General features: G+C 57.4%; 13 protein-coding genes. 3 read left to right on the top strand and 10 right to left on the bottom strand.

The features are described 5' to 3' along the window. Positions 1-95: 95 nt before the first annotated feature. Complete coding sequence (locus R3C19_15370; protein ID MEZ6061727.1) at positions 96-866, bottom strand: DUF4058 family protein; 771 nt, start codon at positions 864-866, stop codon at positions 96-98. 117 nt (positions 867-983) lie between these two features. Between R3C19_15370 and R3C19_15365 the strand changes: the two genes are divergently transcribed. Continuing rightward, positions 984-1,991, top strand: a complete 1,008-nt coding sequence (locus tag R3C19_15365) for a Gfo/Idh/MocA family oxidoreductase (protein MEZ6061726.1) — start codon at positions 984-986, stop codon at positions 1,989-1,991. A gap of 248 nt (positions 1,992-2,239) precedes the next feature. Next, positions 2,240-2,398 (top strand): hypothetical protein, encoded by a 159-nt coding sequence (locus tag R3C19_15360; protein ID MEZ6061725.1) that lies wholly within the window; start codon positions 2,240-2,242, stop codon positions 2,396-2,398. A 611-nt stretch (positions 2,399-3,009) separates the two neighbouring features. Here R3C19_15360 and R3C19_15355 read toward each other — a convergent pair. The 6 genes from R3C19_15355 to R3C19_15330 all read right to left on the bottom strand — a co-directional run bounded on the left by R3C19_15355 (position 3,010) and on the right by R3C19_15330 (position 9,055). Then, on the bottom strand, positions 3,010-3,474 hold the full coding sequence (locus R3C19_15355; protein ID MEZ6061724.1) for a hypothetical protein: 465 nt from the start codon (positions 3,472-3,474) through the stop codon (positions 3,010-3,012). 1,125 nt (positions 3,475-4,599) lie between these two features. Beyond that, positions 4,600-4,980: a hypothetical protein gene (locus R3C19_15350; protein MEZ6061723.1), complete on the bottom strand. Its 381-nt coding sequence runs from the start codon at positions 4,978-4,980 to the stop codon at positions 4,600-4,602. Between the two features lie 11 nt (positions 4,981-4,991). Beyond that, positions 4,992-5,165, bottom strand: coding sequence for a hypothetical protein (locus tag R3C19_15345; protein ID MEZ6061722.1), 174 nt, complete (start codon positions 5,163-5,165; stop codon positions 4,992-4,994). A 796-nt stretch (positions 5,166-5,961) separates the two neighbouring features. Further along, positions 5,962-6,201: a hypothetical protein gene (locus R3C19_15340; GenBank protein MEZ6061721.1), complete on the bottom strand. Its 240-nt coding sequence runs from the start codon at positions 6,199-6,201 to the stop codon at positions 5,962-5,964. A gap of 1,748 nt (positions 6,202-7,949) precedes the next feature. Then, a complete protein-coding gene (locus R3C19_15335) occupies positions 7,950-8,318 on the bottom strand; it encodes a hypothetical protein (GenBank protein ID MEZ6061720.1) in 369 nt (122 codons plus the stop codon). Positions 8,319-8,749: 431 nt separating this feature from the next. After that, a complete protein-coding gene (locus R3C19_15330; protein MEZ6061719.1) occupies positions 8,750-9,055 on the bottom strand; it encodes a hypothetical protein in 306 nt (101 codons plus the stop codon). 1,503 nt (positions 9,056-10,558) lie between these two features. On the opposite strand from R3C19_15330, the gene R3C19_15325 reads away from it, so the two are divergent. Then, complete coding sequence (locus R3C19_15325; GenBank protein ID MEZ6061718.1) at positions 10,559-10,798, top strand: GYF domain-containing protein; 240 nt, start codon at positions 10,559-10,561, stop codon at positions 10,796-10,798. A gap of 276 nt (positions 10,799-11,074) precedes the next feature. Here the strand turns inward: R3C19_15325 and R3C19_15320 are convergent, their stop codons facing one another. The 3 genes from R3C19_15320 to R3C19_15310 form a co-directional block, all read right to left on the bottom strand. Beyond that, complete coding sequence (locus R3C19_15320; protein MEZ6061717.1) at positions 11,075-12,475, bottom strand: glycosyltransferase 87 family protein; 1,401 nt, start codon at positions 12,473-12,475, stop codon at positions 11,075-11,077. A gap of 84 nt (positions 12,476-12,559) precedes the next feature. Further along, positions 12,560-13,054 (bottom strand): RidA family protein, encoded by a 495-nt coding sequence (locus tag R3C19_15315; GenBank protein MEZ6061716.1) that lies wholly within the window; start codon positions 13,052-13,054, stop codon positions 12,560-12,562. A gap of 80 nt (positions 13,055-13,134) precedes the next feature. Continuing rightward, positions 13,135-14,571 (bottom strand): DUF1501 domain-containing protein, encoded by a 1,437-nt coding sequence (locus R3C19_15310; GenBank protein MEZ6061715.1) that lies wholly within the window; start codon positions 14,569-14,571, stop codon positions 13,135-13,137. Positions 14,572-14,587 lie beyond the last annotated feature (16 nt).

Raw genomic sequence — 14,587 nt, 5'->3', positions numbered from 1 at the left:
CAGACAACCGGGGCTAGCGCCCAGCGGCTCGCGGGCGGAATTGTTCTTGCCGCTCGCATTAGGTATTGCCGCGACGTGCATTTCCAGGAAGATCCTCAGCCGTTGTGCAGCAGCGATTCCGCCCATTGGCGTGACTGCTCGTCGAGCGTCGGTGTCAGCGGCTGCCCGTAGTCGATGGCGCGTTGATAGCGACCGCGATCGTACGTCAGCGAGAACACCGCCTGCAGGTCCAGCAGCACATCAGGATCCGGTTTGGCGAGCGGTACCGGGATGGTCGGCAAACACCGTTCCAGCGGCCAGGCATACACGTCGCAGCCCATCCGCTTTTCAACTCGCGACACATAAGCGTAGTAGTCTCCAGGCGGAAGCGGGCGCGCGAAATTGTGCCGGCGGCCACCGCGCAGCAGGTCGAGTTCCACCAGATGGACGGGCTGCTGAAGAATTGCCAGCCGTTTGGTCAGGTAGTGTCCACGCGCCGGTTCATTCTTATTCGTCGGCGACAACACTTCCAGAATCGTGACCAGTGAGCGATCTTCGCGGTTGATGATTTCGATGTACGCCTCGCGCACCTCTTCTTCGATCGTCTCCTGCAGTGTCACCGGTTCCAGCGTCGCGACGCCGCCGGACGTGGCCGCTCCGGTATCACGGGCATCCGACTGAGAGATGCTGACATCGGGACGAATGCGCTGAATGGAATCGTCCTGCACGCGGACAAAGTTCACACGTTCGTCCAGACGAGCGTCGTAGGAATCCGGAAGCTGGTCCGCCAACCGCTCACGCACATAGTTGATGAATGTCGCGTGGAAATCGGGCCAGAACCCCTGCGATTCAATGAACGGGTCCATTCCCGGAAACGGACTGGGCATGACGTGTCTCCCGGCATACTTCAGGATGCAGTTCCTCGCCGTCTGCGGGGACTGCGATTACGATGTAATGTCTCACCTTAACAGGTGTTGACGCCGGTCGTTCAGCAGCGGCGAAAAATGGAGACCATCAATTGGACATCAACAATCGCCGCATGTTTCCTGAAATCCGCCGGGACGACCATCGCCGGCATCGCTTTGACCAGGCTGATGTCTTCGCCGCCGAAGCAGCGAACACGCCGATTGCATCGGGCAGATCGGTGTCGGCACGCTCACGCATCCAAGCTGTCTGTCTATCGCGACTCACCGGACTACGAAGTGGTCGGGATCGTCGAACCCGATGAACAGCTTCGTCGCAGCGCGGAGACTCAGGCCGCGTTTCGTGACCTCCCGTGGCTGACGCAGGAACAACTGCTGAATGTTCCGGGACTTCAGGCGGTCCTGGTCGAAACCCGTGTGAAGGATTCGCTGGACGTCGCTGAGGCATGCGTCGCCGCGGGAATGCATATTGGTCTGGACAAACCGGCCGGGGAATCGCTGCCGCAGTTCCGGCGAATTCTCGCGAGGGCCGAGCAACAGAACCTCCTGGTTCAAATGGGATATATGTACCGCTACAACCCGGCGATCGTCCTGCTGCGGGAATTCCTCAGACACGGCTGGCTGGGAGACGTGTTCGAAGTCCATACCGTGATGAGCAAAGTCGTTGGCTCCGAAAGTCGGATCGAACTGGCCGAGTACCCCGGCGGCATCATGTTTGAACTCGGCTGCCATATTCTTGACCTTGTCGTCGGAGTGCTCGGCAAGCCCACGGAAGTCACTTCCTTCAACCAGCATGTTTCTTCGGCGGACGACGGTCTCGTTGACAACATGCTGGCGGTGCTGAGTTATCCAAATGCCATCGCCACGGTGAAATCCAGCGCGGTGGAAGTCGAAGGCTTCGCTCGGCGACACTTCGTGGTCTGCAGCACGGAAGGCATTCCACATTCAGCCGCTGGACGATCCTTCGGCGCGCATCGCTCTGTCACAGCCGCGAGGCGACTACAAGGCCGGCTATCAGGACGTCCGATTTCCGAAGTACACCCGCTACGTCGACGACGCCGCGGACATGGCGCGAATCATCCGCGGTGAAAAGGCCAGCGACTTTTCGTATGAACACGACCTGACGGTGCAGCCGCCCTGCTGCAAGCCTGCGGGCTTCCACTGACCGACGACGCATAGGCCAGCACGTCGTAGGACGGGACCATTGTCCCGTCGAGCCTTCGCGGCGTTCCGCAGAATCCACGCGGCCGCAGCGGACGCCCGTGAGTCTCGCCAGGCAGTACGCCTCGGGCTGGTGCCGGAAATGCGAACGGAGCGAACTTTCGCTGCAATTCACAATGGCACAGAACTTCGGAGGTTTTCGAAAACCGGAAGACATTTCCGGACCGCTGGCTTCGCAACTCATCGGTAGGGGCACGGTGAACCGCGTGGTGGGGTTCACCGTGCGGCTTATGAAACAGCGGTCGGCGATCGACTCCACGGCGTTCTGGCTGTAGATGTCCGCCCGGAAGATACCCGATTTCAGCCTGAGCGAAATCGGCTGGTCGTTTGCATCGAAACAATCGGCTCGTCACCGAACGACCGCGTGACGTGTAGCGGGCACCGTCGTTTCCCGGATGCCGCGGCAGATCCGTCCGCCACCGAGGTTTCGTTTCACCAGAGTCTCGATACGCTTTCGCTCATCCGCTGCGTGTTCCCAGCTCTGCAAGGAATCGAGCGCGTAGCCGATGAACTCGATTGCCGTCGTTTTTCCGGTCCGCGTGCGCCGATGATCGTGTTCAGCCCTTGGCCGAACGAGAGTTCCAGGCCGTCAAGAAAACCACCGATGACCGAAAGCGACACAATCCGGTGGGTGCAGGTCGTGGTTCCACGAAATGCTCCAGATGTCATCTCTGAAGCCAACCTGGCGCACGCCGCTCACAAATGGGGTCGAATGAAAGCATCAGCGGCTGCAACGCGATCGAAACCCGAACGCTGTCTGCAAGTGCTTCGATGTCCGGCATGACAGAGCCGGCAGACTGGGTTCCACCGCACAATCGCGGCTTGGGTGACATGAACTTTGTATCTTGTTTGCAGCCGATGTCAAGAGGTTAGCAGAAAATGTGGTTCAATTCTGATTTTCAATTGTTCCAAGAAACCCGCGAATGCGAGCTGCCAGCCAAGGTTCCGAGTTGCGAGTAGCTAACCGTGCGGAGTGTCCCCAATTGGTGATTTTTTCGCGGAACGCGGTACGGTGGCGACCTGATAGAAGTCTTAGTACTGGGCTACAAACATCCGCAGCCAGCGAGCTTACGCAGGTGCCCCACAACAGTAGTTCCCGTCGATCACTCTCCTGCGATCGCTCGCACTCGATCGCCAAGAGCTGTGGGGTACGAATGAGCCACTCATCTTCCTGCTGCAACTGCCATTCGACGATGAATGCCAACAGATTGTCCAACGAAGAAACCGGCAAACCAGTGAACACCTGCTTACGCCATTCGTCATCGTTGAGAACTTCCTTGACCGTCGCACTCATCTCGACCGGATCGACCTTCCACGAACGAAGATTCACTGAAAGGAACACCGAGCTCATCCTGTACGTCTTTGAGATCCTGGAGATGAGTTTTCAGAGAACCATCTGCTTCGATCGCACTTCGAGCCAAAGAACCTGTCTCGCTGCTTCGACGTGTTCATTGTCTACTGGACCGTCAGGGGATGCCCAAATCAGATTCTACGATTGGAACTTCAAACGCATATGACGCAGTTCCTCTTCCCTAACGCGTAGCCCACCAACACAGATCGCTGAAGTGAGTCGCGTCGTCAAGAAGTCTTGGTACGCTTCTCGCTCTTTGCATTCTGGAAAATCCGGGAATGTCGTATCGCAGTGGCGAGAAGGCTGTCGCCCCAAATGAAAGGATTATACAGGTTGGCAATACGCAATTCGCTCGGAGACACTCGGGTTCTGCCCATTGTCCATTGCTGCCATGAGTGTGGTAACACCTCCTTTTCTAACCACTCACAATTGGACGCAGCCTGATCAGCCACCGTCGAATAAGACTGCAACCATTTCGGCGATCCAACACGCGGTTGTCGCCACGATTTCGCCATTGAGGGCGGGAATGGATGTCTCAAGGTGAATATGAAAGTGCTGCAGAAGTCGTGCCCTGAGCTCCAAAGTGAGGCCGCTTCCGATCCTGAATCAGACCAGAACTGCTGACTATCTCACGTACTACGTCTATGAGACGGCTGACTTCATCAGGCGGAATCACTCAGGATGTTCCAAGAAAGCATGGGCCGCATGGTACTGCCTTCGAACGCTTGAGCAGCCCTCTACCCAGCCCCAGACAGATTGCCACACATTCTGGCTGGGATGCAGTTTGGACCATGCTGCGACCAGTGCTCCCAATGAAGCTGAACCTGACAGCGGAAGGTATCCGCAAAGGAAAAGTACTGCTCGAGCCGAGTCTTCTAGTCGTGAGATGCAGCACTTATCACACCTGCCAAGGAGTGTTTCTGACTCTTCCATCGGATTCCACACCGGTGGTCGGTCGTTAAAGAAGCAATGCGGCTCGCGGCCAGACTACTCTGTCCATGTACTTCGCGTAGTATTCATCGAATTCCAACTCGGCTGATTGAATCAACCCGGCACGGTTGATGCGGAAATCACGAGAAGTTGCATCGGCGAGAGTCAGGCCTGCCTGAATCCAGGGTCTGTTCATCACTGGACTGAAGTGCAACCGAATTCTGTTTGAGAAGGCTGAGCACAAAGGAGATACCCAGCACTCCTTTTCCGATTCAGCACGAGAAAGTGCTTCAACGCAGCCAGTCGAATTTCCGAATCTTGCGACAAGAAATGTTCATCGACATCAATGATGCCACGTGCCTCGTCCTCCAGAACAACAACCAAGGGCCGGCGGGCAACTGCAGTCGGGATGGATGATCTCGTCGGACGAATTTCTCCCAGTTCTGGAGGACTTTCCGGAGCGATTCCGCCGTCCCAAGTTCCTGCCTTCCGGAATCGCATCACCACTTTTGCAGCCACAGACTTGCCCACGTTGTGGCAAAGCCGCTGCGACTGTATGCGGCGACGAAACGCCATGAATCTCATCCTCAGTCCAGTCTGTCATCTGCGGCCTCCGCTGCTGCTTCATAGAATTCGTCAGGGACCCAGCCCCACGCGGCAGCCATGATTCGCAATGCGTCGTTTGCACGCTTGAGTGGTTGCACTGTCGCAAACCTCACCATCGCGGCGATCAAAAAGGCCTTCGGGATAAAGTCCGCCATTCGCCTTCCGACAGGTGTGTACAGCATGCCTCGAGGAACTGCCGGAAACAGGCACTGAATGCACCGCACCGTTAAAACTGGAGAGCCGTTTATCTTCGTAAGTCAGGTCTTCCCACATGATCGCGAGAAACTCGACGCAAGTGCAGCTTCCAAGCCATAAAGTAGTTGAATGCCATTGGTGTTGGGGGTCAGCGTTCTCTGGCCCACAAAACAAGCCGGGATCTCGCATCGAGTCTTGAACGTAAGCGGCAATCTCCCGCAACTCAGGGCCCGGAAGGTTTTCATTCGAACGGTCGGCAGCACATTTCAAATGATGCGGTTCCGGCAGGAGAAATCGATATCGCCAACGCATTAGCTGGAGCAAATCGCGGAGGACGTCGTCGTCTGCAGTCTCCACTTGCCTCGATTGCAACAAGCAGGCGATCGTGCCAAACGCCGCATCGGAGATTGCGGGCGACTGATCAGTACCACGGCGACAGAATCTGTCGTCCGCCAACAGTCGATGACCGAGGTCGTTCGCCGAGGACTGCGTCAAAAGGGCAGGCTCACATCTTCGTCTTCTTCGTCGTCTGCAACAGTTACGGCACCGAAGGAGAGCTACTGATACTCCATTAAACCTGTATCTAAGAGTGTTCGAATCTCTCCCACAGCTCCTGATGCTGTTGGTAGATGTCGCGTTGAAACTCGTAGCACCAGATCATGGATCTCATCTTCATAGTCATCGCGTAGAACGCACCAGTGTGCACGTGAAACGACGGCTCGAGCCAATTGAATTCGGCAAGCGTTCGTAGCACATTCATCTCAAAAACAACACGGGAATTGTGAGGGAGAGTTCGGCCTTCGAGAGGCGGTCGATGGCAGAGGAGACAATTCGTCGAGCTCGCGTGGACAACAGTTGTGCTGATCGAAGCTGTTCGTAAACATCGCGTAGCACAAAGCGGTCCTTTTGTTCCTCATCACCGTACTCATCAACGATTTGCAGCTCCCCATTGACGGCGTCCGGATCAAGCACTTCGATAAGATGACGGTCAACCATGTCTCGTATCAATCGCAATTCGCGCTCACGAGATGGCTATGATGAGGTAGCAGACGGCGGGCATCACGGACTGCAAGCTCACCAAGCGAAGCCGGCAGTATGACTTTGCCAAGGTACTCAGCAGCGACCGCCAAACGTCCGAGCCGATGCAACGTGATAATCGAGGACATATCGGCTACGACAGGAGCGCTGACTCAGGCTGTCCAATTCGTTCTACAGTTGGCTTTCCATCAGAGTTCTGTTGGGCAGAGAAACCATTTGTGGAATAGGTGTTCCACTCGCCTCGCGCAGTTGCTGCTTCGGCCAGCCACCGAAGTGACTGAGTACGCCGATGCCAGGCCTGTTCGGGCACTCGAAGCATCGCCTCTGCGGCAAGCCACGGCAACTGGCCTTTGACGAGTTGAAGATGCAAGTCGTCCCGTTGACGAAAGTACTCAAGGCCCTGTTTCTTGATGTCATCGAGCGACGCCGGTTGAAACACTGGTTCAGAAAGTTCACCGCCATGTTGCATTTCAGCAGCTGTCGGAAGGCTGCGTTCGCAGACTTGTCGTTACCGGAACGGTAGGCAGTATCGAGGTAAAGGACCAAGAAGTGAGGATTGCGCCAGTGTTCCTCTGCCAGCTGTTCTAGGTCCGCGAATGCATCATGCACGATTGAGACTGTTGAGCAACTCGGTGCGGAATGCGATCAGTCTGAGATCCGGATTAGCGCGGTTGATGATGGGAGTCAATGCATCCAGCCGCCAGTTGGGGTTGCCAATCCTGCTCGCACACCGCAAGATTGATGCGATGTGAATGAGCAGTGGGCTCAATCTGGATTAGCGATCTGAAAATGACAGCTGCTTCGGAGAACTCGCGAAGTCGAGAGTGAGCATAGGCCAATCGCTCCATGAGCCTGGTATTCCCAGGTGATCGCGGGATTGCAGCCTTTAGAGCACGGACGGCATCTTCAAATCGGTGCTGTTGAACACTGAATCCTGCAAATCGGTCAAGCAAATCCGGGTGCGGCATCAGTTGGCACGCCTGATCCCAACATTTTGTCGCTTCCTCCGGATCACCATTCAGTTCATAAGGCCTTTGCGCGATCTGCCACCAGACTCCACATCATGTCGCTTCTGAGCGTCGAGGGTCGCAAGTGCGGATTGCGGTTGCTGCTGCATCAGATACGCCACAGCGTCAAAGTATTGGCGAAACGGGTTCTCTGTTCCAAGCAGGTCGTCGACTGCGCTTCGTGCCTTTGCCATCGATGGCAGATCCAACGAACTGGCGGTCTCAAAGAGTACCTGACACAACTGCTCGATCGAGTCAGTTCCTACGCTGATCGCAAGCTCCTTAAGCGACAGCAACTGATGTAACGCATATGGACCTCGGTCGTAGATCTCACGATCAAGCAGCGCTGCTAGAAGTCGAGCAGGGAAAGTTCTCTGAATGCTCGGCTCGAATCCGTCCCGATAAGCCATCTCGCGGCTCACAAATCCCGCGAAGAGTCAACTGGGCAAGCAGCAGTGGTAAGGGGTGGCAGTTCGCCATCGGGGTCGCCAAGTCTCGGATCTTGGACATCTGGCCCAGCGTGGCATATGCGTTTGCTGCAAATTCGACAGCAGTCTTCTGCAAAGTGCCTTCAATGTGCCCCTGTTGCTCGAACAGTTGCGATCAACGGCTCGACGACTTCGATCACAAGATCGAGAATGGCACGGTCGTCGTCGGAGATACCGCCTTCGCCGACTGTGATGTCTGTTGATGTCTCATTTAGAATCTCAGTGAACGCCGCTTCTGCGACGAACAGCCGACAACGATCTGACACCCACTTTTCATCACATTCCTCAAAGGCGAACGTGAGTAGCCTTCTGGCGAAGCCAAGTCTTTCAACGCAACATAGGCATAGACTGCCTGTTCAACCCACTTGCAATCGAGTCGGCGAGTAGCGACAAGATCCACGGCATCCTGGAAGCGATCATTCTGGATTAGAAGCTGCAAGGCGGCAAAGACTCTCACCGGATCATTCAACGGGCCGAGTTGCGCCAAGCCGGCATCAACACCCGATGTGATGGACCGTTGAAATCCCCGGAGAGCGGCGATTCTCGCATCATGGTCACTTCCACGGGCTGGCTCAGACATTCCTCAGCTCCCTTAGCAAATCTTGCAATCTGTTGAGATCGACTTCCTCGCCATTTGCACGAGATTGGGCAAGCTTCGCTCTTTCCTCCTCTGCCATTAGAAGAAGGGATTCGGTCCGCAACACGCTCGACCATCTGCCACCACGCGATCGAAACTACGGCTCAATTGAGTGATGAGCCGCGTTGCTTCCTCCTTTCAGGCGACGTCGTGCCGGACTTGATGTCATCTACCAACTGCCAGACAATTTCTTCGTCCACTGCTGTTGATTCTATAGTGCCCTCGGACGGAAGCAGTGGGGCGATTCGCTGAACATCAAGCGCGGCGAGGAGAACTTCCTCGAAACCCCCTGATGAACAACTATGTCTCTTCCCGCCTCGAGGCCGGCAATTGAATTCGAACTATGACTGGGCTCAAATTGACATTGTTGGACTCTACGGCGAACTTTGCTTTGTGTGGGCGGTGCTGACGCGAGTCGAACCAAGCAAGCACCAATCCTGCTCCGAGAAATCCAGGACCGTGATCGGTGACGACTCTGACAGGAATTCAATCGCGGCAACGCCTTCTACGTTTGCCTTCAGCGTGAAGGTTGGCAGCAATCCGAGTACTCCGGCGATTCCAAAGCACCAACTTGCTCGATGCCAGTATTTGTATCTTGGGTTGAAGTAGAAGACGGCGGCAAAGAGCAGAATAGTCGCGACAAGTATCCACGCCCATTTCGACGTGGGGAAGTACCACATGGCGCGGCAAGTCCGCAGATGGCCGCCGTAACACAAGCGGCTACGATCCACCAACGATCTGATTCGTCATTGTATTTTTGCTTGTCCACTTCCGGTGTCGCAGCCTTCTGAACAACTTGTCGCGCACATGGGTGCACCCTCGATTTTGATGATTGTTGCAGTATCTCATTCTTCGCATGGAATGAGTAGTCGGCGGCAGCGACTTGGAGGAACGAACGCTCGAAACACGATCTCGTTGGATCGTTGCTTCCTGAGTTGCCGTGATACTGATGACCCTGATGGAGCCGAAATCGGGTGGGGACAAGTATCAAGTGATACCGATCGCTGTGGCGAGCATCACTTGCGACGCCTTTGCGGGGCCATTCGGGGACATTGATCAGTGTTACGCGGCGGGTTGATTCGCGTGCTTTGAACGGTCAGCGGGCTCCATCAGTTCGCCCGCTCGTCACCGGGTTCGTTCAAAGCCGAGCGAAACCTCAGTTGCGGCGGTCGGTCTGCGGGGTAGGCGCGAACTCACGTCGTCGCCAGCGTCTCCATCTGTTCAAACCTGTGTGCGTCATCCCGACGATTCTTCGAAATGGCGAGCTTCGGTGAGAGCTTCGAAGGACTTGGCAATCGTGCGACAGACATACGCCGAACTGGCTTGCCTCCAGGTAGTCTTTGCTCAGGTCCATCGCGATCCATTAGCGACCGAGACGTTCGACCACAGCCTCCCGTGGTGTTTCCGCCAGCGAATTGGTCAATAACCACGTCGCCAGCTGCCGCAAGAAGTTGATGGAGAACTCGGAACGCCGCTGGAAACCGGGCGGGTGAACGTGATGTTCGCTGACGAGGCGCGTGCAGTTTCTGAGCGAAGGGATCGACGGGCGAGTCTACCAGTTTGTTTACGCCTCAGGGGTCGCGACTGCAGGGAACGGCACTGGACGCGGGTGTTGTCGGGGATGAGTATTGAAGAGGGCAAGGTTCGAAGTCTTGGGTGTCAGGTTTGGTATTTGTACCGTCCGGGCAGCCGGCGTGTCGCAGGCAGGCGAGTCACTGGAACCCCGCCGATGCTGCCGTGCAGGGTGCTGTTGTTGGGGAAAAACCTCGGAAGCGAAGAGGCAGCAGCGACCTGTCTGAATGTTGATGCCCGGAGGGCAGGCACAACGTCAGCCGGAGCCGGCAGGCTCCGGTTGACGGCATTCCTGGGGGCAGCAGGCCCGAAGGGCCGCCACATGCACTTTGCACGACACCGTGTCGCCCCTTCAGGGCTCCGGCCATGAATTCACCGCCTGACCGGTGGCTCACGCCACCGGCTGATGCTATGCCGGCCCGCCGGGCCTGAGACTCATTTGGACAATCACCCTCATTTCGCGGATAAGCCGGTGTTTGGATCATAAGAATTGGGTACTGAGAACTGGGTTTGTGCTTCGTTGGTTCCGTGCGCGACGGCCGGGGTTCCGGCATTCTCGGGAGTGACGGTCAGCCGGTTAAATGATGTCGCTGCATGCGTGAGGAGGTGTCGTGAGCAGTCAATGGCGGGTGAAATCGGATCCGGAATCTCAGCCGGTGACTTTCGAGCAACTGGCGGACGCGGTTGCCTGCGGAAGGCTTTCGGAATCGGAACTGGTGCGTCCGGACTCCGAAGACGAGTGGCGGAAAATCGAAGACGTGCCCGGACTGGACCGTGCCGTTCGACGACTGCTGCAGGCAACCAGCCGCACGGCTTCCGTTAATGCCCGCTGCCTGAAACGGCGAACGTGACGCCTGGTGACTCGCTGCGTTCGCAACAGTCAACGATCCGTCAGTCGGCTCACGGCGAGGCACCAGCGTCCACCGATTCTTTGACGCCGACTTCGCCGAAACGGCGCTGGGCGTTCGACAGGCCGGTCTCCGCAAAGACCGTGTTGATCGGCGGAGCAGTTGGACTGGTCGCCGGCTGGTACGCCTGGTCGACGTGCTGCACGGCTCAGCGGTTTCCGAAACCCGCCCATGTCCGTGATGAACCGACGACATGGTGGTTTCCGGTTCTGGGTGAAGTCAGCGGCCTGGAGTTTTCGATGCTGTGCTTTGATGTGGTGATGCTGGCGTGGCTGATGACATGGTTTGTCCGCCGGAAACGACATCGGAACGCGCGGTAAACCGCATCAGCAGCAGCGCGAACAGCAGGACGTTGGCCATCACGCAGCGCAGCCGGTGTTCTTCGGCGCTGGAAGCCAGCCACGTATCGATGGGAGCGAAACCGATCAGCAGCGTCGACCACAGAACAACGCCGATCAGCACCAGACGCTCCATCAGCCGACGCTGATCGATCGCGAATTTCAGGCCGACCAGCACAGCCGGAAGCGACAACACCAAATAGTGATACCAGACCAGCTTTGACGACAGCAGAAAGATCTGGCAGCCCAGCGCCACGGCCAGAGCATCGTCCTGGACGGTCATGCGTCGTTGCCGGGTCGATGCGAACCCGATTGATCCCGGCAAAGTCGGGCGGCATTCGGTGAACCATGCCGTGCCGATGGTGACCACCGTCAGCAGCACGGCTGCCGATAAAGAGAATGGCAGAGCCGACGCGGTCCAGTCCTGCAGCATTCGGGTTGCGGAGTAATTCCCCATCGTTACGGTGATGATCTCGTCAGGCATGCTGCCGACGGCGCGCATCCAGTCGACCCACGCGGTCAACGGAAACCACACGGACGAAAACGCGACTCCGACAACAGCGCTGGCCGCGAATCCGGTCAGCCAGCGGGCGACGCGCGACCAGTCTCGGCGAATCATTGACAGAGCCGGAGTCATCGCCGCACAGAAAACCAGACTGGGCTTAAACGCCAGACACAATCCCAGCCAGAACGCCGCGACAAAATCTGTCGGCGGTGTCCGCCTCAGCAACAGCAGCAGCAGAATTCCCAGCATTCCAAGCTGCACCTGATTGACGTTGGCAACGTTCAGATCAATCAGCAGCGGGTTGAACCACGTGAGAACCGCGGCGGTAAGAAACAGTCCAGGCACCTGCATTCGCAGCGCCGCCCAGCAGCCCAGCATGCCGATCACGGTAGCGGCGATTGCCAGCATCCAGAATCGACGAATGGAGTTTTCGTAATCGTCTGATGGCAGCAGGGCGAACGTCGAGTACAGCAGCGGCGTGGAGTAGGTTTCCAGTGAACGGTCGTGCCGAAACCGCACGGCGTAGAAATGACGGCTGCGCGGTTCGTCAACGGACACCTGCTGAAAGACGGATTGCAGCAGTTCAGCCCGGACATCATCGTCATAGACGCGAGCACTGCCGCCGCGTTGCAGATGCTGACCGACGATCCGAAACTGCACGAAGTCTATCCCGATGCAACGCGGCTGCAGGGCAAACGTCCATGCCGAGCAGACGCCGCCCACAAGGCAGATCACGCCGAACAGCAAGAGTCCCGTCTTGATCCTGGAATGCGCCATGACATTCGCCGGTCTGGTCAGTCGCGATCACGCTGGCTTCCCCCTCCCCCGTGCGTTTGCATGAACGTCACGCACGGCGACGCATCAAGCATCCTTGACTTCAAAGATCGCTTCGATTTCGACCGCTGCTCCGGTCGGCAATGCGGCAAAGCCCAGAGCGCTGCGGGCGTGGTAGCCGTCGGTTTCCCTGCCGAAGATTTCGTGCAGCAGGTCGGACGCTCCGTTGATCACCAGATGCTGGTCCGTGAAGTCTGGGGCCGAGTACACGCAGCCCAGCAACTTCAGAACTCGCAGACCGTCCAGCGTTCCGTGTTGGTGATGCACTGACTGCAGAATCTTCACCGCGCAGTCTTTGGCGGCTTCGTAGCCCTGCTCCACCGTCAGCCCTTTTCCCAAAACACCCTTCAGTGTGCTGGTGTGACCGGACGTAATCAGCAGGTTGCCGGTTCGAATGCACAGGTTCAGGTATCCGGGCTTCTGTTCCGGGAATTCGATGCCCAGGTTCTTTGCTCGCAGTTCCGCGCTCATTTGTTTTTCGTGCCCTTTGGAGTGCCGGGGGAAACGGATGATGGCGGCCATGATAGCGATTCCGCACCCGCGGGGCAGCTTCGCGCATCACGGGCTTCAGCGAAAGTGGCGGGGGCGCGCAACGACGATTGTCACGCCAGCGCGCCACTGATCACATCGCCGTGGACGTTTGTCAGGCGGCGCTGGATGCCGTTGTGGTAGAACGTCAGCCGTTCATGATCGATTCCCAGCAGATGCAGCACCGTAGCGTGGTAGTCGTACCAGTGAACCGGCTTGTCGACCGTCTTCCAGCCGATGTCGTCGGTTTCGCCGTAGGCCAGTCCGCGCTTCAGACCGGCGCCCGCCATCCATATGGAAAAGCCATACATGTTGTGATCGCGACCGGTGCCGATACTGTCGGCTCCCGACTGAGTGAATGGTGTCCGGCCGAATTCGGTCGTCCACAGCACCAGCGTGTCGTCCAGCATCCCGCGCTGCCGCAGATCCTTCAGCAACGCTGCGACCGGCTGGTCCAGGCGACCGGCTTCACGTGTGTGATTTTCCCTGACGTCTTCATGGCCATCCCAGTTGATGCGCGGTGAACCGAAGGAACCGCCGGAAAACAACTGCACGAATCTCACACCCTGTTCCAGCAGTCGGCGAGCCAGCAGGCAGCGGCCGGCGAAGTCCGCTGTTTGTTCGTTATCAAGCCCGTACATCGACCGGGTCGACGCAGTTTCCTGATTCAGATCGGTGACCATCGGCACGGCAAGCTGCATCTTCGCGGCCAGTTCGTAGGTGCGCATGCGAGCGACCAGTGCATCTTCCGCGCCGGTGGTTTCAAGGTGCCGGCGGTTGATCTGTGCCAGCAGATCGCGACTGTCCTGTTCGTGGTCATCGGAAAGCCGGTGCGCCGGGAACAGATCGTGAATTGCCGGACCTTTCGTCTGAAAGGCGACTCCCTGATGTTGCGCCGGCAGAAATCCGTTGGACCAGTTGATGGTTCCTCCCGCCGGAAGTCCCCGAGCATCCGGCAACACAACATACGACGGCAGTTCGTCGGTCTCGCAGCCCAGGCCGTAGGACACCCATGATCCCATGACAGGAAAGCCGTTCAGCCGGAAGCCGGAGTTCTCTTCGAACGTCGCCGGCGTGTGGTTCGCCGAGTCAGCAACCATCGAGCGAATCACGGTCAATTCGTCGGCAACTTCGGCCAGATGCGGAAACAGATCGGAGATCCACAAACCGCTTTTGCCTCGCTGGCGAAATTCCCAGTCGTTCTTTCGGATCAATCCGATCTGGTTAAAGAAGGTTGCCGGCCGTTCTTCGGACTGAAGCGACTTGCCGTGAAACGCCGCGAGTTCCGGCTTGTAATCGAACGAATCGATGTGGCTGACACCGCCGCAGAGGCACAGGTGGATGACGCGTTTCGCCTTCGGTTCGTGATGGGGCAGACCTTCCGCCTGTCCGGGAACACGATCAGCACGCGCGACGCCGTCGCGCGTCAGCATCGATGCGAATGCGGTACTCGTCAGTGAACTGCCGGCGAACTTCAGAAAGCCGCGCCGCACCGGGAATGATTCGATCATGGTGATTCTGCACGCA

The organism is Planctomycetaceae bacterium (genome assembly GCA_041398785.1).
Lineage (GTDB): Bacteria > Planctomycetota > Planctomycetia > Planctomycetales > Planctomycetaceae > JAWKUA01.
The sequence above is the reverse complement of the archived record's forward strand: the minus strand, read 5'-3'. Positions and strand labels throughout refer to the sequence as shown.